The organism is Janthinobacterium foliorum (assembly GCF_978021625.1).
In genome coordinates this window covers 1-25,408 of the sequence record NZ_CDXDQE010000020.1, presented here as the reverse complement: position 1 = coordinate 25,408, position 25,408 = coordinate 1, and the positions used below count along the sequence as shown (strand labels likewise).

Below are 25,408 nucleotides of genomic sequence, written 5' to 3'. Positions count from 1 at the left end.
CCTAGCGTTCGGCGGGCTGGATGAACACCACGCCCTGGCCGGTGAATTTGTGCTGGTACGACTCGCCCGAGCTTTCCCCGATCATCGTGCGCCAGTTGACGTCAAAGACGAACTCCTGGCGGATATCGCCCTTGAAGCCGACAAAGGCATCCGGGTCCACGCGCAAGGGGTGCGCCGGCGTCACTTCCAGCATGATCAGGTTGCCGCGCGAAATGACGGCCACGTTGCCATGCCCTTCGACGGTGGTGGAGAACAGGCCCTGGCCCGAACTGGCGCCGCGCAGGCCGGCAAAGCTGGTGCCCGTTTTCAGGCTCGTGTCGTAGGCCAGCAGGCTGCTGCTTTCGATGGTCAGCTTTTCTCCCGTCAGCGCAATGACGGTGATCTCGGCCGCGTTCTGCGCGAACAATACGGTGCCGCTGCCCGATGCCTGCATCACCTGCATGCCTTCGTTCGTCACCTTGCGCTTGAGCGCGCCAAACAGGCCCTCGCCGCCCAGCAGGGATTTTTCAAATTTGATGCTGCCCGTGTAGGCGACCATGGCGCCGGCGATGGCCAGCACTTTTTCATCCTGCAGGCGCACTTCCAGCAGGCGGTCGGTATTGGTGCGGAAACTGGTCACGCGCGACTCCCCAAGAATGCCAGGGCACAAAACCATGGCTGTGCGACAAGATACCGGTGCCTTTGCCTCCGTGCAAGCGCTATTCCTGGCGAACGCGCCTGCGCGCGCAAAAAAAAGGCGTGCCCGAAGGCACGCCCTGTTTCAGCCGACCGGGAGCTTAATCGGCCAGCACCGGCTTGTTGCCGCGCGCATCCTGCGCCAGCGGCACGGGATCATCGGTATTAACCTCGACCACGGTGACACCCTGGATCACGCCCGCGACCTGGTAGCCGACGGCGCCCAGGTGGCGCTTGCCTTCGGCCAGGTTGGACCAGCCCAGCGACACCGATGCCGTGCCGCCCATGAAGGCCGTGCCTGGCATCAGCGCCTTGAAGCCGCCGTTGGACAAGCCCGGCGCCAGCACCCATGACGACAGGGTGTAGTTGGCCTGGCCGTTTTGCGGCGCGTAGCCGATCAGGCACACCTTGTACGTGCCGGCGGCCGGCAAGCGCAATTCCACCTGTTCATTCGAACTTTGATTGCCGCTGCTGCCGACCAGCACATTGGCGGCGTTGTAGACCTCCATGTCCATGTCGGTATTCGCGCCGCCCGTGGTTTCCGCATCGTAGGTGGCAAAGCGCGCCGCCAGGGTGCCGGCAGGGATCACCACATTGTGCACGTTCACGCCCGGCGCGCCGCCGGCCTTGCAGCTGGCCGATGCCGTGCTGTTGTTGGCCTGGCCGATCGTGCGCGTTTCACGCACGGCTTCGATCAGTCCCGACTTGACGCCCACCAATGGCCCCGCAAAGCCCGTGCCCAGGGTCACCACCTTGCTGCCGGTGGCTGCCTCGCTCTTCACGAGCGGCGTGGCAACGAGGATGCTGCCGCGCGCCGTCAACGGGCTGCGCACCGTGTGCGTGCCATCCGTCCAGGACAGCGCGCCATACACCCAGGTATCGAGCGGCGCCGTGGTGCGCGTCAGCTTGACCTGGAACTGGGCCTTGGCGCCCGGTGCCAGGTTCAGGCTGGTAGGGGTCACCGCCACCGTGTAGCCTGGCAGGCTGGCCGACGCCGTGTAGACGGCGCTGCTGCTGCCCACGTTCGTCACCGTGCGCGTCAGGGTCTGCGTGCCCAGCACGTTGGCCGCCGTCAGCGACGCCAGGTTCAGGTTGTAGGCGGCGATGCTGCCGGTAGTGGCGCAATTGGCGGAATATTGCGTGCGGATATTCAAGCCGCACAGGAAGCGCGCATAGTCGATTTCCGACAGGTCATACACGAGGCCCGGATCGGCCGCGCTGTTCGGCGCGATGTGGCCCGCGCCCTGGCCCCATGGCAGCTGGCCCGAATTCTTCGCCGTGGCATCCCACGACACGGAACCGTTCAAGCCATCGGGGAAGGTGTTGAAGGCCGTCGTCATCAGCGCCGACTTGATGGCCGCGGGCGACCAGTCGGGATGCTGCTGGCGCAGCAGCGCCGCCACGCCGGCCACGTGCGGGCTGGCCATCGAGGTGCCGGAATAGAAATCCCACTCCGCCGCTGGCGCCACGCCGCCGGCCGCCACGGCATCGCGCTGCGCCGGGGTCAGGTCGGCCGTCACGCCGGCCAGCACGTTGGTGCCCGGCGCCGACAGGTCGGGTTTCAGGATGTTCGCATTGGCCACGTTCGGCCCGCGCGAGGAACGGTCGCTGACGATGGGCGCCTGCACCGTGGTGTCGGGAACCGTGTGCACCTCACCCAAGGCCGCCGTGCCGTCCGGGTTGGACGCCATGAAGGCTTTCAGCGCATCGCCCTGCGCCTGTGCCAGGTGCACGGTCGACAGCACGTGTGCCTGGTTGATGATGGTATTGGCGCCACCGGCCACGTTGGCGATGATCACGCCCGCCGCGCCGGCCGTCTTGGCGTTGCCGCTCTTGTTGACCAGCACGTTGCCGCCGCGGTCGCACACCAGCACCTTGCCGGCCACTTTCGCCGGGTCGAGGTAAGCCGAGGTCACATCGGCCGCGCCATAGCAGCGCAGCAGATTCACGTCCGTCGGCGATACGCCAGGCAGGCCCGCGTCGCGCGCGCGGATCAGCGGCAGCGCCGGCGTGTTGGCGTTGCTCGATGCGCCTTCCAGGCGGGTGCCGTTGCTGAGGATGGCATTGGCCGCGTACAGGCGGTTGTGGGTGGAGTTGGCCACCGTCGCCAGCCATGGGCTGATGTGCGACACGGGCGCCGGCACGCCGGGTGCCGGCGTGGACGGGCCGGAATTGCCGCCGGAAGTGGCGACGAAGACGCCCGCGTTGGCAGCGCCCAGGAAGGCCTGTTCCGTCGCCTCGTCAAACGCGCCGCCGCCCGCATTCGGGCCGATGGAGAAGTTGATGACGTTGACGCCATCCTTGACGGCCTGGTCGATGGCCGCCACGCTGTCGGCCGTGGCGCAGCCATTCTTGCCCGTCGCCCCGTCCGTCCAGCAGACCTTGTAGGCGGCGACGCGGGCGCGCGGCGCCATGCCCGAGGCCTTGCCCAGCGACACGCCATTCGAGGTGGCCAGGGCGCCGTTGTTGCCGCCAGCCGTCGACGCCGTGTGCGTGCCGTGGCCGCCGTGGCCCGTCAGGCCGGCAACGGAATCGCGCGGCGAACGGAATTCCGTCCAGTGCAGGGCCGCCGACGAGGCGCGGTAGTAGCGCGCGCCAATCAGCTTGTTGTTGCAATTGTCGGCAGAAAAGCCTTCGCCCGTCTGGCATGAGCCCTGCCAGCTGGCCGGCGGCGCGCCGTACACGACGTTGCTGCCGCTGTGGCTAGGCACGCCGTTCTCGTCGAGACGGTCGGCGAATGCCGTGTTTTCCGGCCAGATGCCGCTGTCGACGATGCCGATGATGATGTCTTCGCCGGCATGCGCCTTGCCGCCCAGCTGTTCCCAGATGCCGCCCGGCTTGTCCAGGCCCAGGAAGCTGGGGGTGTAGCTGGTGTCGAGCTGCAGGATGGAATCGGCGCTGATGTTGGCCACGCCGCTGTTCTTTTTCAAGGCCCGCACTTCATCGTCCGTCAGCAAGGCGGAAAAGCCGTTGAAGACGACGTTGTACTGGTGCGTGATTTCCGCCGCGCTGACGGTACCGGCCACGGCGGCCTGCTTGGTGTCGAGGTAGTTCAGGTAAGCCTGCACATCGGCGGCACCCACATTGATGCGCGCGCCCGGTGCCGGCTTGGTGGCGGCCAGGCCATCGATCTGGCCCGTGTAGGCGGCGGCCGGCTTGTCGACCAGCTGCACGATGTAGGAACGGCGCTCTTGCGCCTGGGCCGATTGGGCGACGCTGGCGGCCAGCAGCAGGATGGCGAGGGAGACGGGACGAAGTTTCATGCTCACGCTCCTTGCACGCTGGCGTTGGCGACAGCCTTGCCGCTGGCGCGGCGGCGCGACAGCATGCCGATGGCACCCAGGCCGGCCAGCATCAGCATGTAGGTCGACGGTTCCGGCACGGCGCTGATGTTGATATTGTCGAGCGCGAACTGGCCCTGGTTAAAGGCGGGGAAATCGAGGGAATTGCTGCAAATGCCGCTCTCATTGAAAATGCAGGCATTGAAGGTCAGGCCGGTGAACACATAATTGCTGAAACCGCCCAGCAGGGAAGCGCTCTGGAACGTGTAATTGCCGTCGCTGCCCTGGCCGGGAAACGCCAGCGAGGTGGTGACGATCTGGCCATTGCTCAGGGTACCGCTCAGCTGCAGCTGGCCCCAATTCATGTCGGGCAAGCCGGAAACGGGAGCGATGAAGGAATAGTCGAAGCCGCCCAGGGTAAATGCCTGGTGGTCGGCGCGCGAGAAATTCACGCCGCCATCGTTGAGGATGGCCAGGTAGTTGCCGGTGGCGCCTTGCGGGCAGGCGGCGATGTCGCACGAGGAGCCTGCGCGGCCATCGAGGATGGCGCCCACGCCGCTCACGCCGCCGCCGGCGGCGGTGGTCGGATCGGCCAGGAACAGCAGGTTGTAGCTCGACGTATTGAGCGTCTGGCCGCTTGCATACACGTCGGGCAGCAAATTGTCGAAGTGCAGGACATCGGCCATGGCCGGCGCCGAGGCCAGCACGGACGCGGCCGCCAGGGCGGAGAACACGCTGCTGCGCAGGGTTGTGCGACCGCGGGTAGCGGGTGGATTGACGCTGGCGGGCGATACCCGCGCTGGATGCGATAGACGATTCATTCTGTTCCCTTGATTGTTGTGGGTAGAGAGGTCGGCAGGTCTGGTGCCCGCTTTCAGCTTTTTCACAAAAGTGCCAATGAATATAGCAAACCACACAAAACAAATATCATTTTTCTATTATCATTTATTTATTTTTCATCTAGCTTTCCAAACTTTTATTTTGTTTTATCTATGACGCCTGACAAATCTCAACGTTTCATTTGCACAACAACCTCTGCGGTTTCCAGGCGTGCGCTACAGCACGGATGCGCGACTTCGGCTATGCTCGAAAACCGCGCCCGGCGTGTTCCCCGCGTCAACGCTGCAGCGGCAAATAGCTCTGCTTGAGCTGGCGCAGGACGAAACTCGATTTGCTGTGGCGGATGCCGGGAATCTTGTACAGGCGTTCGCGCAGCAGGCGCTCGTAGTCGCGCGTGTCGCTCACGGCGATGCGCAGGTAATAGTCGTAGTCGCCCGAGACGAGGAAGGCTTCCAGCACTTCCGGGATCATGGCCAGCGCATGGCCGAATTCAAACAGCGCCTGGTCGGAATGGTCGTCCAGCGTCACCTGCACGATGACGGTATCGGCCAGCCCCACCTTGGCCGCGTTCACCTTCACCGTATAGCCTTCGATGACGCCGTCGTCTTCCATGCGCTTGATGCGCGCCCAGCACGGCGACGAAGTCAGGCCCACCTTGGCGCTCAACTCGTGCAGGCTGATGCGCGCATCCTGCTGCAGCGCCGTCAGGATGGCAAGGTCGAACTTATCCAGCTTATTTCCCGCACTCATACTGTCCTTTCATGATTTGCCAGCAAATTTTGCTGAATATTCCATCTTATACGAGAAAAGCAGCAGCCTTTTCTGCCGCATCAGGCAGAAAATGAGGGCATGAAACCTGACCACGCCACCCTCCTCGCTCCGCCCGCCGCTGCGCCAGTCCCGCGCAATGGCGCCAGCGTCCTCATTGACACCCTGCTGGCGCTGGGCGTCGACACCGTCTTCGGCTACCCGGGCGGCGCAGTGCTGCCCCTGTACGATGCGCTGCACGCGCAGCCCCGCCTGCGCCACATCCTCGTGCGCCACGAACAGGCCGCCGTGCACGCGGCCGAGGGCTATGCGCGCAGCACGGGCCGGCCCGGCGTGGTCTTCGTCACGTCCGGCCCCGGCATGAGCAATACCACCACGGGCCTGCTCGACGCCCTGTGCGATTCGGTTCCCGTGATCTGCATTAGCGGCCAGGTGGCCAGCACCAGCATCGGCACGGCCGCCTTCCAGGAATGCGACGCGCTGGGCATCTCGCGCCCCGTCACCAAGTGGAACCGGCAAATCCGCACGGCGGAGGAAACGGCGGCCGTGCTGCACGAGGCGTTCACCCAGGCCACGCAGGGCCGGCCCGGCCCCGTGCTGGTCGACTTTCCCAAGGACTTGCAGCTGGCGCCCGTCGCGGACAAGACGCCGCTGGCGTCCGCCGCCGCCGCCCCCCTGCCGGACAGCGCCGATATCGCCCGGGCGGCCAGCCTGATCGCCTGCGCGCGCCAGCCCGTGTTGTATGGCGGCGGGGGCCTCGTCAATTCCGGCCCGGCTGCCTGCGCCGCTTTCCAGCAACTGGTAAAACTGGCGGCCGCGCCGTGCACCCTGACCTTGCTGGGACTGGGCGCCTTTCCCGCGTCGCACCCGGCCTTCCTCGGCATGCTGGGCATGCACGGCACCCTGGAAGCGAACCTGGCCATGCACCATGCGGACCTGGTCGTCTGCGTCGGCGCGCGTTTCGACGACCGCGTGACGGGGCGGCTCGACGCCTTCTGCCCTGGCGCCCAAGTGATTCACGTGGATATCGACCCGGCGTCGATTGGCAAGGTGGTGCGCGCCGACGTGGCCCTGCGCGGCGACTGCGCTTCCGTGCTGCATGCCCTGCTGGCGCAGCTGCGCGGGCGCGTGCTGGCCGACCGCCAGCCGTGGTGGCAGCGCATCGATGGCTGGCGCGCGCACGCGTCGCTGGCCTTCGACGACACGCCGGACGTGATCGCGCCGCAAGCGCTGATGCGGCGCCTGCAGGCGGCGCTGGACGGCATGGACGCCATCGTCTCCACCGACGTGGGCCAGCACCAGATGTGGGCCGCGCAGCACTTGCGCTTCGAGCAGCCGCGCCGCTGGCTGACCTCGGGCGGCGCCGGCACCATGGGCTACGGACTGCCGGCCGCCATCGGCGCGCAGGTCGCCCACCCGGAGAAGACCGTCGTGTGCGTCAGCGGCGACGCCTCGATCTTGATGAACATCCAGGAACTGGCCACGGCCGTGCAGCACCGGCTGCCCGTTAAGGTAGTGCTGTCGAACAATGGCTACATGGGCATGGTGCGCCAGTGGCAGGAACTCAATCACGGCGGGCGCTACAGCCACAGCTACACGGCAGCCCTGCCCGATTTCGTCGCCCTGGCGCGCGCGTTTGGCTGGCAGGCCCGCACGGTCAGCCGGCGCGACGAACTCGATGCGGCGCTGGCCGCCTGCATGGCATCGAGCAGCCCCTATTTCCTGGACGTGCGCGTGCATGGCGAGGAAAACTGCTTCCCCATGATGGCGCCGGGCGCGGAGCACCATGAAGTCACCTTGCGCAAGGGCGTGGTATTTCAGGAACCGGCGACGTGCAAGCTGCAACCCCATGGCGCCCCGATGGCCTGACAAAACCGTAGCGAGCGCAAGGGAGAGGTGGCCAAGAAGCGCAACCGGACGAAGGTACGGCGAGCATCGCAGGCCGCCGGCACCGACGCGCGGCGGGTTTGCTCAGGCATGCACTACGCCCAGATGCGGTATATCCAGTAGCTTTCATCTTCCTTCATGGCGCGCGCCAGCTCCGTCGGCGTAGAACCCGTGATTTCACGCGTCTCGCGGCAGAAATGCGCCTGGTCGGCGTAGCCGCCGCTGGCGGCGATGTCGGACCAGGACGCCGTGCCCAGCAGGATGGCGCCGCGTTCGTCGAGGAACAGCTGTTCCGCGCGGCGCATGCGGCGCAGGGTGCGCATGGGCTGGCCAGCCCAGGCCTTGATGCGGCGCTCGATATTGCGCGCGCCACTGGCCATGCCCGTCGATGCCGCCTGCACGCCCAGGCGGCGCACCCAGTCCTGCACCGCGCTGGCCGCAACGTCGCCGCTTTTGCGCGCCTGCTGCCATTGCGGCGCCAGGAAGTCTTCCACCAGCGCGATGCGGGTCTCGTCGTCGGGCGCGGCCAGCACGGCGTCGGACAGCGCCAGCCAGTCGGCGCCAAACACGGCATCGAGCGGGCGAAACTGGTCCAGCAAGGCATCCATCGATACGCCCGTCAAGGCATGCAGGGCGGCCGGATAAAACATCACGATGAAGGTGTGCGCGGGGCCGGGGCTGTAGCTGACCAGCGGATACGAGCGGGGGCCGCCGAACAAGGCCGGCGGTATGCGTACGTCCGCCAGCGCCAGGCCCGGCGCGGCCGCCTCCAGCTCGCCCGCGATGGTCCAGACGATGCTGCACATGGGTGCGGCGGGAAAGCGGTTCAGGCGCTGGGCCGGCGGCAGCAGCGGGCAGCGCGTGGTGTCGCGCACGAGGAAGGCGCGCACGCAGGACGCCAGCGCCAGGCGCGGCGCAATCAGGAGTGTGAGCGGTGCGGCGGCGGGCGGCGGGATGGTCGGCATGCGGCTTATTCTACAGAGTGTGGCCAAATCTGCAATACGCTGCGGCCGTCATGGCACGATGTCGTAAACGTTCAATACGCCGACCAGCGCGGCGCGTACAGTCAGGCCATCCTCTCACCACCACAGCAGGAGCACGCCATGCCGCCACTCGATCACCGCACCACGCCCTCCACCGCGCGCCCGCTGCGCCAGATCCGCCAGTTGCCGGGGCCTGTTGCGCTGCCGCTGCTCGGCAATACCCGGCAATTGACACTGTCGCGCATCCACCGCGACATGGAAGACTGGGTGCGGCGCTACGGCCCCCTCATGCGCGTCTGGTTCGGCCGCATTCCGGTGCTGGTGGTGGCCGACAGCGAAGCCGTCGCCGCCGTGCTGCGCGACCGGCCGGACGGCTTCCGGCGTCCGCTGTCGAGTTATATCGTCTCGGTGGAAATGGGCGGCGCCCCTGGCCTGTTCCTGGCCGAAGGCAGCACATGGCGCAACCAGCGCCGCATGGTCATGGCCGGCATGGCGCCAGGCGCCATCAAGGCCTATTTCCCCGCGCTGCTGCGCGTCGCCCAGCGCCTGCAGCGGCGCTGGGCCGATGCCGCCGCGCGCGGCCAGGCCATCAGCCTCGATGGCGACCTGAAACGCTACACGGTGGACATCATCGCCGGCCTGGCCTTCGGCACCGAGGTCAATACCCTGGAGTCGGGCGAGGACGTGATCCAGCGCCATATGGATGCGATCCTGCCCGCCGTGGCGCGGCGCAGCTTTTCCGTCATCCCCTACTGGCGCTACTTCAAGCTGCCGGTGGACCGCCGGCTGGACCGCGACGTGGCCGCCCTGAATGCGGCCGTGGACCAGCTGGTGGAGCAGGCCCGCGAGCGCATGGCGCACGATCCGGCGCGCCGCGCGCGTCCATCCAACCTGCTCGACGCCATGCTCGCCGCCGCCGATGAACCGGACAGCGGCGTGGACGACCGCGCCGTGGCCGGCAATGTGCTGACCATGCTGCTGGCCGGCGAAGACACGACGGCCAACACGCTATCCTGGATGATCTATCTGTTGCAGCGCCATCCGCACACCCTGGCGCGCGCGCGCGACGAAGTGCGGCGCCTGGCGCCCGACGTGGCCCGCTTCACGATCGAACAGATGGACAGCCTCGACTACCTGGGCGCCTGCGCCAGCGAGGCGATGCGCTTGAAACCGGTGGCGCCCTTCCTGCCCTTCGAGGCGCTGCGCGACACCGTCATCGGCGATGTTGCCGTGCCCACCGGCACCCTGGTCTGGTGCGTGATGCGCCACGATAGCGTGTCCGATACCCACTTTGCCGATGCGCAAGCATTCAAGCCCGAGCGCTGGCTGGCCGAGGGCAATCAGGGCGCCAACAATCAACGGGCATCGATGCCGTTTGGCGCGGGCTTGCGCACCTGTCCGGGACGCTATCTGGCCTTGCAAGAAATCAAGATCGCCATGGCCATGCTGCTGGGCAGTTTTGATATCGCCGGCGTCGACACGCCCGATGGCGGCGAAGCGCAGGAACTGATGGGTTTTGTCATGTCGCCCATCGGCCTGAAGCTGCGGCTGGCGCGGCCGCAGTGATACCATGGGGACCTTTCGCTCACTCGATCCTTCCCCATGACCCTCCGCCTGGAATCGCCGCAGCAAGCCGACGTGCAGACCCTGATCGCCGAGCTTGATGCGTATCAACAATCCCTGTATCCGGCCGAGTCCGTGTATGCGCTGGACCTGGCTTCCCTGCCGCCGGACACCCTGCTGTTCGCCGTCGCCCGCGATGCCGATGGCCGGGCGCGCGCCTGCGGCGCCATCGTCGTCACGCCCGGTTTCGGCGAAGTCAAGCGCATGTACGTGCACCCGGACAGCCGGGGCCAGGGCCTGGCCACGCGCCTGCTGGCCCTGCTGGAAGATGCGGCCCTGGCGCGCGGCTGCCGCTTGCTGACCCTGGAGACGGGCATCCACCAGCCGCAAGCGATCGCCCTGTACGCGCGCCACGGTTATCGGCAGCGGGGGCCGTACGGCGACTATCCCGATGACCCGTTCAGTGTCTTCATGGAAAAACCCCTGGCGCCGCCGGACAGCCTGACGGATATCCGCGCGCGCCTGCGCGCCTTTGCCGGGGAGCGCGACTGGGACCAGTTCCACACGCCGAAAAACCTGGCCATGGCCCTGTCCGTCGAAGTGGCGGAACTGGTGGAACACTACCAGTGGCTGCCCACGGGCGCGGATAGCGAACTGGACGACGCAGGGCGCGCGGGCATCCGCCACGAACTGGCCGACGTGCTGATGTATCTGGTGCGCCTGGCCGACAAGAGCGGCGTCGACCTGCATGCGGCCGTGCTGGAAAAGATGGAACGCAATGCGCTGAAGTACCCGGCGCAGCAGGTGCGCGGCGACGCGCGCAAATACACGCAGTACTGACCACGCCACCCGTGCGTGGCTGCCGCGCAAAAAGGCGTAGCATCGGGCCATGCGCATTCATCCATCACTGCTGCTCGCTTGCCTGCTCGCCGGTCCGCCGTACGGCACCGCGGCCCTGGCGCAAACCGCGCCCGTGCCGCAGGTGAAGGTGGACGCCACGCGCGACCCGGTGGATAAATCCTACCGCAAGATGCTGCAGGGCGTGGACCGGTTCGAGCGCGACCATGCACTGGCGCCGCAGGCGACCCTGCGCTTCCGCTTGCTGCCGCGCCAGCCCGGCGTGGACATGACGGGCGTGCAGCTGCGCATCGCCGGCGACACCGTCAGCATCCCCCTGCCCCTGGCAGAGGACAACAGCTTCGCCCCCGTGCGCAACGCGCAAGCGGCGCGCGAGGATGCCGTGCTGATCGCCAACCGCAAGGCCACGACCATGAGCTGGCGCGCGCAAGTCATCACGCCGGGCTTGCCGCCGGATACCCGGCGCCTGGGCGACCTGCGCCTGGAGTGCCGCGCCGGCATGGATTCGGGCCTGATCTCGAACGACCCGCAAATCATCGCCTGGCTCTCCAGCATGCTGTACAGCACGGACAAGGTGTGCTCTGAGCCGGACGGCAATTATTTGTTCTTCACGGAGCGGCCCCTGTTCGGCGTGACCCTCGTGCATGGCAGCCGCCGGCTGGCGCTGCCGTTTCGGATGCTGTACGCGGGCGGCGAACAGACGCCCGCTTCGCTGCCCTATTGCGATTGCCAGGTCTTGCTCGACCGCACGTATTACGCCCCCCTGTGGGATGCCAGCTGGCCCGACGATACCTTGCTGGAATTTACTTACATGGACGAGGTGGCGTCATGAAGCGGCTGTCGCTGCTGCTGCTGGTGCTGCTGGCCGGGTGCTCCGGCACGCGCGCCTTGCAAGCGAGCAAGAATGTGCCCTACGCCACCCTGGAACAGACGGTGCAGGTGGGCAGCAGCACGCGCGAACAGGTGCGCGCCGCGCTGGGCGAGAGCACGGCCATCCGTTTCGACAGCGGCAAGGAAGTGTGGATGTACACCTACCCGGCGGCCTCGGGCGCGCAGGGCGAATATGTGATTTTGTTTGGCGGGGATGGCGTGGTGCGCAAGGTGCGCAGCGGGGAAGTGTACCGGGTGAAAAACTGAAAAGTCCCGAGAGCAGCCACCGGTGGGAATGCTCCCAACGGGAAGCATTCCGGTCACGCAGTGACTGCCCCCGGCACTGACTGGATCAGCGTGCCTTTAACAGCGCCCGCGTCGCCATGCCGGCACCCACGCTGGCGCTGCGGCCCACGCCCGTCGCCTTGCGCTTGGGCGACGCTTTCAATTTAAAAATACCGATCGACTGGGCCACGCTGTCGGTGCGCTGCGCCAGGTTGGCGGCCGCCGCCGCCGCTTCTTCCACCAGCGCCGCATTCTGCTGCGTGATGCCATCCATGTGGATGACGGCCTGGTTGACCTGGCCGATGCCCTGGTTCTGCTCGCGCGTCGTCGAGGAAATCTCGTCCATCACTTCCGTCACCCGGGCCACGGAAGCGATCACTTCCGTCATGGTGGCGCCGGCATTGCTGGTCAGCACGCTGCCCGCGTTCACCGTGGCGATCGAATGGTCGATCAGGTTCTTGACTTCCTTGGCCGCCGTCGCCGAGCGCTGCGCCAGGCTGCGCACCTCGCCCGCCACGACGGCAAAGCCGCGGCCATGCTCGCCCGCGCGGGCCGCCTCCACGGCCGCGTTCAAGGCGAGGATATTCGTCTGGAAAGCGATGCCGTCGATCAAGCCGATGATGTCGAGAATCTTGCGCGACGACGTGCTGATCTCGTCCATCGTCGTCACCACTTCGCTGACGATGGTGCCGCCCTTGGCGGCGATGGTCGAGGCCTGCGCCGCCAGGTCGTTGGCCGTGGCCACGTGGTCCGCGCTGTTCTGCACGGTGGACGTCAGCTGCTCCATGCTGGCGGCCGTCTGCTCCAGGCTGGACGCCTGCGATTCCGTGCGGCCGGACAGGTCCATATTGCCCGTGGCGATCTCCGCCGTGGTGATGCGGATATCCTCGAAGTTGGCGCGCACGTCGCCGATGATGCTGTGCAGATTGATATTCGTCTGGCGCAGGGCCGCCATCAACTGCCCCATGTCATCGTCGCGCACCTTGTCGATGACGCCCGTCAAGTCGCCGCCCGCCATCTTGCGCGCCACCATGATGGCCTCGCCCAGCGGCGCGACGAGGGAATTGTGCAGGTGCGCCCAGAAATACAGCATCAGGGCGATGGCGGCGGCGGCAGCGCCGCTGAGCCAGCTGCGCGTGGCCGTGCTGGTGTCGCCATCGATATTCCACACGGCGCAACCGAGCACGGCGAGCACCACGCCAAAGGCGATGCAATGCAGGGCCAGGTCCTGCGAAAGGCTCAGCTTGCGCCACTCGGCCAGCTTGGCAGCCCAGCCCTGGCGCACGACGCGGCCATTGCGGATCGCCAGGTTGGCGGCATTGCCATCTTTAAAACTTTTATACAGGGCTGCCGCCTCGTTGATCTGCTCGCGCGTGGGCTTGGTGCGCACGGACATATAACCGATCGGGCGGCCGTTTTCGATGACGGGCGTGATATTCGCGAAGACCCAGTAGAAATCGCCGTTCTTGCAGCGGTTCTTGACCATGCCCGTCCACGGCATGCCCGTCTTGATGGTTTGCCACAGGTCGGCAAACGCTTCGGCCGGCATATCGGGATGACGCAGGATATTCTGTGGTGCACCCAGCAGTTCCATTTCTGAAAAGCCGCTGACTTCAATGAAATACTGATTGGCGTAATTGATGTTTCCCTGTAAATCCGTGGTGGAAACAATCGTCATGCCTTCATTTAATACGTATTCATTTTGCGTGATAGGCGTGTTGACCCGCATCGTCGCTCCTCTATTTTTTTCAACTAGCATAACAAAAACATAAAAACAATATACCACATCAAGCACCGGCGAGATATCGCCCCGGCGACAGTGACGCCAGTCAAACAATATAATAAAAAACAATTCTTTTATGTTTTAGAATTTACTTTGACTCAACTTCATTGATTTAATTGAAATTGCAAATGTTAATCAAAGGCGCGCGCAATAATTAATTAAATATTATTTATTGTTGCTGCACGCGATAAACAAGGTGGATGGGCGGGGTAAACGGCGGCAGTCGCGTCGATAACATGGCCGAGGTCTGCAGCGCACCGTCGCATGCATAATGCGGCGATAACGTTCGTTTCTTTGGGGAAAATAAAAACTGGCGCGAACGCGCCAGCGGGGGATATGTCTCCAATCCGCGACACAGGCGCCGGGGAGGCGCCCGTGACGAGATGGCTTACTTGTAGGTTTTGCGCGGTGGCGACTTCGGACGCGGCGGCGCAGGCTTGCGCTCCGTCGTGCCGTCATCAAGGCTGATGCGCAGTTTCTGGCCCGATACCACGACCGATTTCAGGTGGTCGAGGATTTCCGGCGGCATGCCTTCCGGCAGATCCAGCACGCTGTAGTTGTCAAAGATATCGATGCGGCCGATATGCTTGGCTTCCAGGTTCGCTTCGTTGGCGATGGCGCCGACGATGTTGCTTGGCGTTACAGCGTGCTCACGGCCCACTTCGATGCGGTACGCCGTCACGCCCGGGCGTGGGCGTTCCTTCTTCGGCGCGCGCGGCGCAGGGGCGGCGTCGCCCGCGTCTGCCGGCGCATCCTTGAACGCTGGCGCGGACTTGGCGGCGAACGGCTTGCGCGGCGCGGCGGGCGGCGCCAGGTCCGGTGCGTCGCCGTCGCGGCTGATGCGCAGCTGCTGGCCCGCTACCCACACGGTTTTCAGCTGGTCCAGCAATTCCTTCGGCATGGTATCCGGCAAATCCAGGACGCTGTAGTCGTCATAGATCTCGATGCGGCCGATGTTTTTCGAATCGATGCCCGCTTCGTTGGCGATGGCGCCGACGATGTTGCCTGGCTTGACGCCATGCTGATGGCCCACTTCAATGCGGAAGGTTTGCATGCCGGCGTCGGCCGGGCGCTGGATGCGCTCCTTTTTCGGGAAGGCCGGGCGCTCGCTGCGCTCGAAGCGGTCGCCACGCTCGAAACGCTCATTGCGTTCCGGGCGGTCAAAGCGGTCCTGGCGTGCCGGACGGTCGTCTTGCCACGTGGCTTGTTCGCGCGCCTTGTTCTTGTCCAGCAGCAGCGGCACATTGCCGCGCGCCATCTTCGCCAGGGCGGCGGCGATCTCGATGGCGGGAATGTTCTGTTCGCGTTCGAAATCCTCGATCAGCGACTGGAACTGTTCCAGTTCGCCCAGGGCCAGGGTTTCGCTGATCTGTTCCTTGAACTTGGCGATGCGCACGTCGTTGACGGCCTGGATGGTTGGCAGTTCCAGCATGCCGATCGGCTGGCGCGTCGAGCGTTCGATGGCCTTCAACAGGTTCTTTTCACGCGGGGTGATGAACAGGATCGCTTCGCCGCTGCGGCCGGCGCGGCCCGTGCGGCCGATGCGGTGGGTATAGCTTTCCGGATCGTGCGGCACGTCGTAGTTGACGACGTGGCTGATGCGCTCGACGTCCAGGCCGCGGGCGGCCACGTCGGTCGCCACGAGGATGTCGATCTTGCCGTCTTTCAACTGCTGGATCGTGCGCTCGCGCTGGGCTTGCTGGATGTCGCCATTGATGGCGGCCGCCGAGAAGCCGCGGGCCTGCAGCTTGCTGGCCAGCTCTTCCGTGCCCAGCTTGGTGCGGGCAAAGATGATCATGCCGTCAAACGCTTCTGCTTCCAGGATGCGCGTCAGCGCGTCGAGCTTGTGCATGCCCGACACCAGCCAGTAGCGCTGGCGGATGTTGTCGGCCGTGCCCGTCTTGGCGGCGACCGTCACTTCGGCCGGGTTCACCAGGTAGGTCGTGGCGATGCGCTTGATGACGGACGGCATGGTGGCCGAGAACAGGGCCGTTTGATGGCCTTCCGGCGTTTCTTGCAAGATGCGTTCGACGTCGTCGATAAAGCCCATGCGCAGCATTTCATCGGCTTCGTCGAGCACCAGGGTTTTCAGCTTGGACAGGTCGAGCGAACCCTTGTCCAGGTGATCGATGACGCGGCCTGGAGTGCCGACGACGACATGCACGCCGCGGCGCAGGGCCGACAGCTGCGGGCCATAGCTTTGGCCGCCGTAGATCGGCAGCACGTGGAAGCCGGGAATGTGGGCGGCGTACACCTGGAATGCTTCGGCGACCTGGATGGCCAGTTCGCGCGTCGGTGCCAGGACCAGGGCTTGGGGTGAGCTTTGTTTCAGATCGATGCGCGACAGGATCGGCAAGGCGAAGGCGGCGGTCTTACCCGTGCCCGTTTGCGCCTGGCCCAGCACGTCGCGGTTAGCGAGCAATAATGGAATCGTGGCCGCCTGGATAGGCGACGGTGTTTCGTAACCGACATCCTTGAGCGCGCGAACCAGCGGCTCGCTCAGGTTAAGGTCGGAAAATAAGGAAATTGGTGTATCAGACATGAAATCACTCACAAGTTCGCTCGAATCGCCCAATGCGAAAGAGTGTAGCCGCTAGTTTACTCTTTACTGGACCTTACCGGGTGGAACGCGGCCGCAGAACGCCGTTTTTTGCGCCGTATGGCGTGAAAAACTGTAGAAACATCGGCGATCCGCACGCATTTGGTGCGTGCTTTCGCCAACATTGAACGATAGATAACAATACTAGCACTGCGTAAATTCCGAGCAGCAACAAGCTGGGCGGACACGGCAGCGCTGCCTTGTCCGCCACGCCGCCGGCACGTGTCAGGTGCGCAGGAACTCCAGCAAATCCTCGTTCAGGCGGTCCTTGTGCGTCGTCGCCAGGCCGTGCGGCGCGCCCGCGTACACGAGCAGCTTGCTGCCGATGATCAGTTCCGCCGTGCGCCGCGCCGAGGCGGCGATCGGCACGATCTGGTCATCGTCGCCGTGGATGACCAGGGTCGGCACGTCGAACTTGGCCAGGTCAGCCGTGAAATCCGTTTCCGAAAATTGCTTGATGCACAGATAGGCGGCCGGCATGCCCGCCTGCATGCCTTGCCGCCAGAAACTGTCGCGCACGCCCTGCGACGGTTTCGCCCCGGGCCGGTTGTAGCCATAGAAGGCCTCGCTCAAGTCGCGGAAGAAGGCGCTGCGGTCGGCCTGCACGCCGGCGCGGATGCCGTCAAACACGGACAGCGGCAGGCCCAGCGGATTGTCCGCCGTCTGCAGCATCAGCGGCGGCACGGCGCCCACCAGCACGGCGCCGGCCAGGCGGTCCGTGCGGTGGCGGCCGATGTAGCGCGCCACTTCGCCGCCGCCCGTCGAGTGCCCCACCAGGGTGGCGCCCGTCAAGTCCAGCGCCTCGACCAGGGCGGCCAGGTCGTCGGCATAGGTATCCATGTCGTTGCCGTCGAACGGCTGGCCCGAGCGGCCATGGCCGCGCCGGTCATGCGCGATCACGCGGTAGCCATGCGAAGCCAGATAAAACATCTGGTCTTCCCAGGCGTCGGACGACAGCGGCCAGCCATGGCTGAAGACGACGGGCGGGCCGCTGCCCCAGTCCTTGTAGTAGATCAGGGTACCGTCGGCGGTACGCAGGATATTGCTCGATTGCAATTCAGGGATGCTCATGGAACGCTCCTTGTCGGTGGGCCAGCGGCCATTGTGGCCGCAATCGGCGCCGACGTGCCGCGCGCTAGGTCCCAGCCTTTCCGGTAGAGTAAGATTGCCCCTGCTTTGCTTTCCCGTATTCACTTTTGGAGTTGTCATGCGTTTTCCCCTCGTCCTCGCCGCCAGCCTGCTCAGCACGGCTTCCATTGCCCAGCCCATCGTTGCCGAAGCGCCGCTGCGCGCCCATTTGTCTTTCCTGGCCGATGACTTGCTCGAAGGGCGCGGCACGGGCCAGCGCGGCGGCGACCTGGCCGTGCGCTACCTGGAAACGCAGGCGGCCGTGGCCGGCCTGCAGCCATTGAAGGATGGCAGCTACCGCCAGGCGCTGACCATCGTCGGCAGCAAGGCATTGCCATCGAGCACGGTAACCTTCAGCGCGGGCGGCAAGACGCTCTCGCCCGCCGTCGGCAAGGACATCGTCTTTGGCGCAGCCAATGGCCAGGAAACAGTGGCGTTCGACGCACCCGTGGTGTTTGCCGGCTACGGCATCCGCGCGCCCGAGGAACGCTGGGACGATTTCAAGGGCGTCGACCTGAAGGGCAAGCTGGTGATCATGATGGTCAACGACCCGCAGCCGACCGCTGCCGAGCCGAACCGCTTTGCCGGCAAGTCGCTCACCTATTACGGCCGCTGGGTCTACAAGTACGAGGAAGCACTGCGCCAGGGCGCGGCCGGCGTGCTGCTGATCCACACGACCGAGTCGGCCTCGTATCCGTGGTCGGTGCCCGCCAACGGCTTCGGCCATGAACGCTTCAGCCTGGCAGGTGCGGGCAATGCGATGGAAGGCTGGCTGCAGGAAGACATGGCGCGCGCCCTGTTCCAGCAAGCCGGCCAGGACCTGGACGCCTTGCGCGCCCAGGCGGAAACGCGCGAGTTCCGCCCTGTCGCGCTGAATGCCACGGTCAAGGTGCAATTGCAGAGCCAGATCCGCAGCATCGAACAATTCAACGTGGCCGGCATCGTGCCCGGCACGGACCCGGCGCTGAAGGACGAGGCCGTGATTTACTCGGCGCACTGGGACCACCTGGGCAAGGATGACGAGGGCAATGGCCGCAGCGGCCAGAGCGACCACATCTACAATGGCGCCATCGACAACGCCTCGGGCGCGGCGGCCCTGCTGGCCATGGCGCAGGTGGCCGTGAAACAGCCGGCGCGCCGCACGCAGATCTTCCTGTGGCCGGCCGGCGAGGAAACGGGCATGCTGGGCAGCACGGCCTACACGCGCACGCCATTATGGCCGCTGGCAAAAACGGCCGCCGACCTGAACCTGGACAGCATGAATTTCGTCGGCAAGACGCACGACATCGGCGTGGCCGGCGCCGAGCGCAGCAGCCTGTACGCCAGCGCCGCCAAGGTGGCCAAGCGCATGGGCTTGCGCATGGCCCCCACCATCCCCGACCTGTCCGGCGCCTTTTACCGCGCCGACCATTTTGCCTTTGCCAAGGCCGGCGTGCCCGCCTTCAACGTGGGCTCGGCCGTGTTTTCCGGCGACGGCTCGTTCGACTTCGTCAAGGACCCGCAAGCGTCGAGCGAACGCCTGGTCGCCTTCAAAAAGGATTACCACCAGGTGACGGACGAGTACCACCCGTCGTGGGACCTGTCGGGCATGGTGCAGCAGGCGCAATTCACCCTGAACCTGGGCTATGAAGTGGCGAATGACAAGAATTTGCCGACGTGGAACAAAGGCGAGGCGTTCGGCAAGGTAAAACGCTAGGCGCCATGAAAAACACCGGCCTGTGCCGGTGTTTTTTACGCGTCACCCGGGGTTGGGCCCGCAGCGATTCAAATTGCCATGATGCGTTTTAAATCCACGAACGCCGTCTCGTACAAATGCTGGAATGCGCCCACCATGACCTCTTCCACGCCTTCGGCCGCGTCGAATTCGCTCGACCATTCGGCCACGCAGGAAGCGGCGCCCGGTTCGCCCGAGACGCGCAGGGTGGAACGGTAGTTCTTGACGGGGATCGGGCCCGAGACGATGGTGTAGCTGTAGCTTTTGTCCGCTTCGCTGTAGCTTTGCAGGCGTTCGGCGATGACGGCGCCGTCCGTGGTTTTCAGGCGGCGCACGCGGCCGCCGTGTTCGGACAGGCTGGTCTTGATCGAGCTCGACCACTCAGCCAGCGACTGGAAGCCGCCGATAAAATCCCACACTCTTTCGGCGCTTGCCGCCAATGTTACAGAAACAATTACTTGGGCCATCTTTAATTCGGTTCCTCATCCAGGTTTGCCGGGCGCGATGCCCGGCCGGCCGGAGTTGCCCGGCACAGCCGCTATTTTAGCGCCCATGCGGCATTGCTGCTGGGCGCATATCGGCATGGACGACGGCGGCCGGCCGGGCTGGCGGGGCCGCCTTACATGTTTTCCGCGAGGAAAATCAGAGAATTGCCATGCGCCTGGGCGGCGGCACGCTGCTGGTAGCTGTCGCGGTGGGTGCAGTTGAAGCCGTGCTCGGCGCCCGGATACAGGTGGATTTCCACGTCCTGCCGGTCTTCGAAGCGCACGGCGATCTTTTGCACGGCTTCCGGCGGGATATGGCTGTCCTGGCCGCCGAAATGCATCAGCAGCGGCACCTTGATCTGCTCGGCCAGGTCCAGCTTGTTCTGGATTCCGCCGCCGTAATAGGCGATAGCCACGTCGACCAGGCCGGCCGCGGCCGCCTGGTACGACAGGCGGCCGCCGAAGCAGTAGCCGATCGACGCCAGCTTGTCCGTCGCCACTTCCGGACGCGCGCGCAGGACGGCGATGGTGGCGGCGATGTCGCTGACGGCATGTTCATTGTCCGTCGCCTGCATCAGTTCGACGGCGCGCTTCCAGCCCGCTTCGTCGTAGCCCAGTTCGATGTGCGCGCCGGCGCGCCAGAACAGGTCGGGCACCAGCACCACGTAGCCATCGGCCGCGTACTGGTCGGCCACGGCGCGGATGTGTTCATTGACGCCAAAAATTTCCTGCAACAGGACGATGGCCGGGCCCTTGCCCACGTGCGGCACGGCCAGGTACGCCTGGAAGCTGCCGTCCGGGCCGGCGATATCGATCCACTGCGAAGTTGTGCTCATAGAAACTCCAGTCTGAAAGGGAATGAGGGGATTGCCACAGCCAGGCATGTTACTGGTTTTTCGCCCTGTCTGCGTCCGCCCGCCCCTGCCCTGCCTCAATACATCTCGCGCAAATAAATCACGGGGCCGGACTTGAACACGCCGAAGACGACGGTGCCCACCGTGCTGGGCAGGTGCGCAATGCCGGGCACGGAAACGTCCACGCTGCCGACCTTGCCGGCACCGGGCGCCAGCAGCATCAGGCGTTTCGCCGGCGGCAAGACGCCCTTGTCGACGGTATACGTGCCATCGGCCACCGCCAGGGCGCTGCAGACCAGTGACTGCTTGCAATTGGCCAGCACCACCTGCGCCTTGCTGAAGGCGCTGATGCTGTCGGCCAGGTTGGCCACCCAGGCCGCGCCGTTCCAGTATTGCGCCTGCACGGCCAGGCGCGCCGGGTAGCGCTCCGAACCGTAGTCATGCGGCACCATCAGGCGGCCGGCGAGTATGGTCAGCTTGCCTTCGATGCCAGGGTCCGCCGAACTGGCGCTGATGCCTTGAAAGCTGCTCGCGGCGCGCAACAGCACGTCGGTGGGCGCGATCTGCACCGGCACGCCGAGGGCGCCAGGAAAACGGTAAGCGATGGCGACGCTGGCCACGCCCTGGGTGAATGCGCCCGGATCGATACCGGTGAGCGTATTTTGCGCGCTGCCGCCGTCCGTCAGGCGGCTGCCGGACGGGTCCTTCGGTGGAAACAGTTGCGTCCCCTTGGCCGCATCCCAGCCCTGCAATTGCACGGGTACCATGTAGCCCGGCTCGCGGCCATCGAAATTGAGCGTCGTATCGCCGTTCACGTTCTGCGCCGTCACACGCAAGCCGAACGGCTGGCCGGAATACGCATACACCCCTTCCGGCTTGGCACCAGGCACGCACTTCATGGACGCCAGGCAGGCAGCCGCAACGTAGGCCGGCGGCGGCCAGTCCTTGTCGCCGCCGGGAATGAGCTGCGTCATGTAATGGTGCGGCACATATTGCACGGCGGCACTGGTTCCCGTGGCGGGCAAGGCGGGCGACGTGGCCCCCAGATAAGTAGCGATGCTGGCGGCGAACCTGAGCATGCCCACTTCCGGCCAGCTCAAGTTGCTCGCCGTGCCGACGCCATTGCCATTCGTGAAAGCGACGCTGCCCGTCACGGCCGGTTTGCTGGCGCCATTAAAAGTGGGCGCATCGACGATCGGGGTCAAGGTCAACGCCGGCGGCGTCGATTCGCGGCCAAAGTTGCGCGTCACGGTTTTGTTATCGGCAGCCAGCGCGGAGACAGTGATGCTGGTCGCCGGCGCCAGGGGCTGCACGGCCAGGCCGGCCCGCTGCGGCGTGGCGATGGCGCTGAATGCGAAAAATTTTGGTCCTACGATGACCGTGCCGCTGCCCGTCATCGTCAAGCCATTGTCGCTGCCGCTGCTTGAGGCATACGTCGCCGTCAAGCCCAGCGCGCCCGCATCGGCGTACTGCATGTTTGGCGTGGCCAGGCCGTTGGCATCGAAGGCCAGCTGCACGGCGGCGCCAGCCGCGCTGCAGGCGCTGGCCGTATTCGCTGCCAGGGGGATATACGTGCCATCCTTGTTCTGTATGCGTGCCGGCACGGTCCCCGAGCCGGGATTGGCGTAGTTGCATTTGAGGGTCAGCGTCTTGTTCTGGCTGGCAAACAGGGGCACGCAGGCGCGCGGATTCGAGGACGACGCCTGCAGCGCGCTGATGGAAATTTTTTCCACGCCTTCAGCATAGCGGGGCACGCCGACAACTTGCAGCGCGCTCGTGACGAATGCCATCTGGCAATTGGTCAGGCTATTGTCGATGCTGCTCCGGCATACCAGCGCGCCCGTGGTAGCCGGCGTGCTGGTCAAGCCCAGCTGTACATTGCTGGCGGCCGTGGTCTGCGCCACGCTGGACACGACCATCCCCGTGGCCGGCTGGGTACTGTTGAGCTGTGCGGTGGCGCCGCCCGGCGTCAGGGTCACTTGCGCGGCACCCGTGTAGACACTGCTGCAGGCGGCGTCCGCGCACGCCGTCACCGTCACGGGCGCAGCCGCGCACGTCAGCGCCGTGGGGGGATGGGTGATCTGGAAGTGGTCGGGGCCGGCCTGCGTGCTGGGGCCGCATTTCGGTCCCAGCGGCTCATTGAAAGCCCAGCCACTGTTATTCGTCACGCAGCTGCACGGGTTGGCCGGCGTGTACGCCTTGCAGGTGATGGTCTGCTGCACCCGGCCCTGCCAGCCCAGGGTGATGTGGTCGACCAGGGCGTTGCCCGTGATGTAGGCATTCGACGAATCGAGGGTCACATTGCCGCCCTCGACATTGCCCTTGACGCCATTGCCGGAGGCAATCGTCAGCGTATTGGAGGCTTTGACATCGCCCGTGACAAGCAGGCCGGACGCCTTCAGGTCGATCGTCGGCGACGTCAGGTTGCCCTTCACCTGGCTGCCCGAGCCGACGGAAAGCGAGGTGCTGGCCGTGATGTCGCCCTGCACCTGGCTATTCGACGCATCGATACTGACCACCGGTGCCTTGGTATTGCCCTTCAAGGTGCTGCCCGAACCGAGGCTGAAGGAATTCGTGGCCGTCACGTCGCCCGTGATCGTCACGCTGGAACTGGTGGTCACCGTGCTGCCGGAGACGGGCCCGGAAATAGTCGAGCTGGAGCCGATGCTGACGTTGCCGCTGGCCTTGACAGCGCCCGCAATCGTCACGTTCGAATTGGTGGTGACCGTGCCGCCGCTGATGGTGCCATTCAGGTTCGATCCGGACGAAATGTCGATGCTGCCCGAGGCCGTGATATTGCCCGTCACCTTGACGGCCGTGCCGCCCAGGCTGACGGACGCGGCCGAGATATCGGCCACGATCACATTATTGCTCTGGCCGCCAACGCGGAAGCTGCCGCCGTTGGCCGTCAGGCTGCCGCCGGTAATGCGCAGGTTCGGCGTATTGGTGTTGCTGAAGTCGATGTTGCGGTTGGCCGTCAGGGACGCCGTGCCGCTCATGCTCAAGCCCTGGTTGTAGCCGATCGTCACGTCGCTGTTGACCGTCACGCCATAGCCGCTGGCGATGACGACGGCATCCGTATCGGCCATCTGCAGGCTGGCGCAGGTGTACTGCGTATTGACGCGGGTGCAGTTCGCCACCGTGCCGCCATTGAAGTTGAGCGTGGCGGCATGGGAAAACGCTGGGCCCAGCAAGCATGTCAGGGCAACAAAAAAGTGGAGTAGGCGCACGATATCCAGGAATCTGATGAGTGAATGGCCAGCGGCTGGGTGGAAGTTTCCATGCTAATCTACGCCATCGCTGTTGTTGCATTATGGCAGTATTTTTCACCCTCGCGCATATCGCATGATCAAGCAAAATCCCAACGAATTCCCCCTGCGCACGGTCGACATCATCGTCTACCCGGGCTTCAAGGCACTCGAAGCCATCGGTGCCATGAAAGTATTTGATTACGCCAACACGCATTTGCGCCTGCGCAACCTGCCCGGCGGCTACGACGTGCGCATTGCCTCGACGGCCATCGGCCCCGTCGCATCGGACACCCTGATGTCGCTGCACGCCAGCAAGGCGCTCGATGCGCACCGCCTGCCCGACCTGGCCGTGATCGTCGGCTGCCACCACGTCGAGCAAGTGCTGCAGGACATTCCCGCCCTCGCCGCCTGGGTGGCCGAGGCGGCGCCGCGCATTGCCACCCTGGCCGCCCTGTGCACGGGATGCTTCTTCCTGGCGGAGGCGGGCGTGCTCGACGGCAAGAGCGCGGCCACGCACTGGAGCGCCGTCGACAGCCTGCGCCAGCGCTATCCATTGATACAGGTCAATGCCGATGCGATTTTCGTGCGAGAGGGAAAATTCTGGACGTCGGCGGGCGTCACGGCCGGCATCGACCTGGCGCTGGCCCTGGTGGAAGACGATTTCAGCCGCGATATCGCGCTGGAAGTGGCGCGCGACCTGGTGGTGTACCTGAAGCGGCCGGGTGGCCAGTCGCAGTTTTCCGTGCACCTGTCGAGCCAGATGACGACGCATCCGACGATGCGCCAGTTGCAGGGCTGGATCATGGAACACCTGGAGGAAGAGCTGGGCATACCGCTGCTGGCGGCCCGGCTGGCCATGAGCGAGCGCAATTTCACGCGCGTGTTCCAGCGCGAAACGGGCACCAGTCCCACGGAATTCATCGAAACGGCGCGTTTCGAAGTGGCGCGCCGCTTGTTGGAAGACAATGTATCGTCATTGAAACAGGTCGCCGCGCAGGCGGGCCTGCACAGCGAGGAAAGGCTGCGCCGCCTGTTTCAGAAGAAACTCGCCATCACGCCGCGCGAGTACCGCGAGCGCTTTTCCAGCACGGCCCGCTAGACAAAGGGAAAATCAGCGCGACTTGTTGGTGCGCACGTGGCGCGTGGCCAGTTGCTGGCGGTGCCAGGCCAGCGGCGTAAACATCAGTGCGCACAGCAGATAGGTGGCCAGCAGCGCCAGCCAGATGGCGGGCGTGGCCAGCATGGCGGCATTGCCCCACCACAAGGCCAGCAGGGAAGACAGGGCCGCGCCGAGAAAGACGGGCAGCATGCGGCGCAAGGTGGCGAGGTAGGCAGTGGCAAACATGAACGGCTCCCAAAGCAAGGCGGATGCCTTCACACTAGCAGGGGGACAGGCCGAAGTACAGCGTGCCGCCCTGCCGTGGCCGTCAAGTGTTGCGCAATGAGTACAGTATGCCGATCAGTACAGCACGACGGAACGGATCGACTCGCCGCTCTTCATCAGGTCGAAGCCTTCATTGATGCGCTCCAGCGGCAAGCGGTGCGTGATCAGGTCATCGATGTTGAGCTTGCCTTCCATGTACC

The 25,408-nt window shown here is 65.2% G+C and carries 19 protein-coding genes and 2 pseudogenes; 8 read left to right on the top strand and 13 right to left on the bottom strand.

The annotated features are described in order from the left end of the window. Position 1 precedes the first annotated feature (1 nt). The 4 genes from ACZ92H_RS27980 to ACZ92H_RS27965 form a co-directional block, all read right to left on the bottom strand. Entirely contained in the window at positions 2–619 is a 618-nt protein-coding gene (locus tag ACZ92H_RS27980; protein ID WP_465051803.1) for an AIM24 family protein, read from the bottom strand. A gap of 157 nt (positions 620–776) precedes the next feature. After that, complete coding sequence (locus ACZ92H_RS27975; protein ID WP_465051802.1) at positions 777–3,938, bottom strand: S8 family peptidase; 3,162 nt, start codon at positions 3,936–3,938, stop codon at positions 777–779. A 2-nt stretch (positions 3,939–3,940) separates the two neighbouring features. Continuing rightward, a complete protein-coding gene (locus ACZ92H_RS27970) occupies positions 3,941–4,777 on the bottom strand; it encodes an NF038120 family PEP-CTERM protein (RefSeq protein WP_465051801.1) in 837 nt (278 codons plus the stop codon). 295 nt (positions 4,778–5,072) lie between these two features. Beyond that, on the bottom strand, positions 5,073–5,546 hold the full coding sequence (locus tag ACZ92H_RS27965; RefSeq protein WP_465051800.1) for an Lrp/AsnC family transcriptional regulator: 474 nt from the start codon (positions 5,544–5,546) through the stop codon (positions 5,073–5,075). Positions 5,547–5,645: 99 nt separating this feature from the next. Between ACZ92H_RS27965 and ilvB the strand changes: the two genes are divergently transcribed. After that, the gene (gene ilvB / locus ACZ92H_RS27960) at positions 5,646–7,433 is read left to right on the top strand and encodes a biosynthetic-type acetolactate synthase large subunit (RefSeq protein WP_465051799.1); all 1,788 of its coding nucleotides are present in this window, start codon (positions 5,646–5,648) and stop codon (positions 7,431–7,433) included. A gap of 113 nt (positions 7,434–7,546) precedes the next feature. Here ilvB and ACZ92H_RS27955 read toward each other — a convergent pair whose 3' ends face one another. Beyond that, positions 7,547–8,416, bottom strand: coding sequence for a DUF6597 domain-containing transcriptional factor (locus ACZ92H_RS27955; protein ID WP_465051798.1), 870 nt, complete (start codon positions 8,414–8,416; stop codon positions 7,547–7,549). A 138-nt stretch (positions 8,417–8,554) separates the two neighbouring features. On the opposite strand from ACZ92H_RS27955, the gene ACZ92H_RS27950 reads away from it, so the two are divergent. From ACZ92H_RS27950 to bamE, 5 genes and pseudogenes are all read left to right on the top strand, one after another. Beyond that, on the top strand, positions 8,555–10,000 hold the full coding sequence (locus ACZ92H_RS27950) for a cytochrome P450 (protein ID WP_465051797.1): 1,446 nt from the start codon (positions 8,555–8,557) through the stop codon (positions 9,998–10,000). Between the two features lie 36 nt (positions 10,001–10,036). Then, positions 10,037–10,420 (top strand): annotated as a pseudogene (locus ACZ92H_RS27945) (GNAT family N-acetyltransferase); the annotation flags it as partial. A gap of 48 nt (positions 10,421–10,468) precedes the next feature. Further along, positions 10,469–10,837 carry a nucleotide pyrophosphohydrolase gene (locus ACZ92H_RS27940; RefSeq protein ID WP_465051839.1) on the top strand — a complete coding sequence of 123 codons (369 nt, stop codon included), beginning with the start codon at positions 10,469–10,471 and terminating at the stop codon, positions 10,835–10,837. Between the two features lie 49 nt (positions 10,838–10,886). After that, positions 10,887–11,687 carry a hypothetical protein gene (locus ACZ92H_RS27935; RefSeq protein WP_465051796.1) on the top strand — a complete coding sequence of 267 codons (801 nt, stop codon included), beginning with the start codon at positions 10,887–10,889 and terminating at the stop codon, positions 11,685–11,687. Then, positions 11,684–11,992, top strand: coding sequence for an outer membrane protein assembly factor BamE domain-containing protein (bamE, locus tag ACZ92H_RS27930; RefSeq protein ID WP_465051795.1), 309 nt, complete (start codon positions 11,684–11,686; stop codon positions 11,990–11,992). Before ACZ92H_RS27935 ends, bamE begins: the two co-directional genes overlap by 4 nt. An 85-nt stretch (positions 11,993–12,077) precedes the next feature. Here bamE and ACZ92H_RS27925 read toward each other — a convergent pair whose 3' ends face one another. From ACZ92H_RS27925 to ACZ92H_RS27915, 3 genes are all read right to left on the bottom strand, one after another. Beyond that, positions 12,078–13,739 carry a methyl-accepting chemotaxis protein gene (locus ACZ92H_RS27925; RefSeq protein ID WP_465051794.1) on the bottom strand — a complete coding sequence of 554 codons (1,662 nt, stop codon included), beginning with the start codon at positions 13,737–13,739 and terminating at the stop codon, positions 12,078–12,080. 442 nt (positions 13,740–14,181) lie between these two features. Next, positions 14,182–16,335 (bottom strand): DEAD/DEAH box helicase, encoded by a 2,154-nt coding sequence (locus ACZ92H_RS27920; RefSeq protein ID WP_131375883.1) that lies wholly within the window; start codon positions 16,333–16,335, stop codon positions 14,182–14,184. A gap of 282 nt (positions 16,336–16,617) precedes the next feature. Further along, a complete protein-coding gene (locus ACZ92H_RS27915) occupies positions 16,618–17,463 on the bottom strand; it encodes an alpha/beta fold hydrolase (protein WP_465051793.1) in 846 nt (281 codons plus the stop codon). A 136-nt stretch (positions 17,464–17,599) separates the two neighbouring features. Here ACZ92H_RS27915 and ACZ92H_RS27910 point away from each other — a divergent pair, with 136 nt between their 5' ends. After that, positions 17,600–19,216: a M28 family peptidase gene (locus tag ACZ92H_RS27910; RefSeq protein WP_465051792.1), complete on the top strand. Its 1,617-nt coding sequence runs from the start codon at positions 17,600–17,602 to the stop codon at positions 19,214–19,216. A gap of 68 nt (positions 19,217–19,284) precedes the next feature. Here ACZ92H_RS27910 and ACZ92H_RS27905 read toward each other — a convergent pair whose 3' ends face one another. From ACZ92H_RS27905 to ACZ92H_RS27895, 3 genes are all read right to left on the bottom strand, one after another. After that, a complete protein-coding gene (locus ACZ92H_RS27905; protein WP_131375877.1) occupies positions 19,285–19,701 on the bottom strand; it encodes an SRPBCC family protein in 417 nt (138 codons plus the stop codon). Between the two features lie 152 nt (positions 19,702–19,853). Further along, on the bottom strand, positions 19,854–20,555 hold the full coding sequence (locus ACZ92H_RS27900; RefSeq protein WP_131375875.1) for a dienelactone hydrolase family protein: 702 nt from the start codon (positions 20,553–20,555) through the stop codon (positions 19,854–19,856). Positions 20,556–20,650: 95 nt separating this feature from the next. Next, positions 20,651–23,803, bottom strand: coding sequence for a DUF6701 domain-containing protein (locus ACZ92H_RS27895; RefSeq protein WP_465051791.1), 3,153 nt, complete (start codon positions 23,801–23,803; stop codon positions 20,651–20,653). Positions 23,804–23,918: 115 nt separating this feature from the next. Here ACZ92H_RS27895 and ACZ92H_RS27890 point away from each other — a divergent pair, with 115 nt between their 5' ends. After that, positions 23,919–24,923 (top strand): GlxA family transcriptional regulator, encoded by a 1,005-nt coding sequence (locus tag ACZ92H_RS27890; RefSeq protein WP_131375871.1) that lies wholly within the window; start codon positions 23,919–23,921, stop codon positions 24,921–24,923. 12 nt (positions 24,924–24,935) lie between these two features. Here ACZ92H_RS27890 and ACZ92H_RS27885 read toward each other — a convergent pair whose 3' ends face one another. Together ACZ92H_RS27885 and ACZ92H_RS27880 are read right to left on the bottom strand one after the other, a co-directional pair. Further along, positions 24,936–25,169: a hypothetical protein gene (locus ACZ92H_RS27885; RefSeq protein WP_131375869.1), complete on the bottom strand. Its 234-nt coding sequence runs from the start codon at positions 25,167–25,169 to the stop codon at positions 24,936–24,938. A gap of 114 nt (positions 25,170–25,283) precedes the next feature. Beyond that, positions 25,284–25,408, bottom strand: a pseudogene (locus tag ACZ92H_RS27880) (S-(hydroxymethyl)glutathione dehydrogenase); the annotation flags it as partial.

Bases quoted from the DNA above. Each gene is read 5' to 3' on its own strand.
- ACZ92H_RS27970 (WP_465051801.1), bottom strand. From the start codon at position 4,777: ATGAATCGTCTATCGCATCCAGCGCGGGTATCGCCCGCCAGCGTCAAT.
- ACZ92H_RS27905 (WP_131375877.1), bottom strand. From the start codon at position 19,701: ATGGCCCAAGTAATTGTTTCTGTAACATTGGCGGCAAGCGCCGAAAGA.
- ACZ92H_RS27955 (WP_465051798.1), bottom strand. From the start codon at position 8,416: ATGCCGACCATCCCGCCGCCCGCCGCCGCACCGCTCACACTCCTGATT.
- ACZ92H_RS27950 (WP_465051797.1), top strand. From the start codon at position 8,555: ATGCCGCCACTCGATCACCGCACCACGCCCTCCACCGCGCGCCCGCTG.
- ACZ92H_RS27915 (WP_465051793.1), bottom strand. From the start codon at position 17,463: ATGAGCATCCCTGAATTGCAATCGAGCAATATCCTGCGTACCGCCGAC.
- ACZ92H_RS27900 (WP_131375875.1), bottom strand. From the start codon at position 20,555: ATGAGCACAACTTCGCAGTGGATCGATATCGCCGGCCCGGACGGCAGC.
- ACZ92H_RS27965 (WP_465051800.1), bottom strand. From the start codon at position 5,546: ATGAGTGCGGGAAATAAGCTGGATAAGTTCGACCTTGCCATCCTGACG.
- ACZ92H_RS27975 (WP_465051802.1), bottom strand. From the start codon at position 3,938: ATGAAACTTCGTCCCGTCTCCCTCGCCATCCTGCTGCTGGCCGCCAGC.
- ACZ92H_RS27935 (WP_465051796.1), top strand. From the start codon at position 10,887: ATGCGCATTCATCCATCACTGCTGCTCGCTTGCCTGCTCGCCGGTCCG.
- ilvB (WP_465051799.1), top strand. From the start codon at position 5,646: ATGAAACCTGACCACGCCACCCTCCTCGCTCCGCCCGCCGCTGCGCCA.
- ACZ92H_RS27925 (WP_465051794.1), bottom strand. From the start codon at position 13,739: ATGCGGGTCAACACGCCTATCACGCAAAATGAATACGTATTAAATGAA.
- ACZ92H_RS27885 (WP_131375869.1), bottom strand. From the start codon at position 25,169: ATGTTTGCCACTGCCTACCTCGCCACCTTGCGCCGCATGCTGCCCGTC.
- ACZ92H_RS27940 (WP_465051839.1), top strand. From the start codon at position 10,469: ATGGAAAAACCCCTGGCGCCGCCGGACAGCCTGACGGATATCCGCGCG.
- ACZ92H_RS27920 (WP_131375883.1), bottom strand. From the start codon at position 16,335: ATGTCTGATACACCAATTTCCTTATTTTCCGACCTTAACCTGAGCGAG.
- ACZ92H_RS27890 (WP_131375871.1), top strand. From the start codon at position 23,919: ATGATCAAGCAAAATCCCAACGAATTCCCCCTGCGCACGGTCGACATC.
- ACZ92H_RS27910 (WP_465051792.1), top strand. From the start codon at position 17,600: ATGCGTTTTCCCCTCGTCCTCGCCGCCAGCCTGCTCAGCACGGCTTCC.
- bamE (WP_465051795.1), top strand. From the start codon at position 11,684: ATGAAGCGGCTGTCGCTGCTGCTGCTGGTGCTGCTGGCCGGGTGCTCC.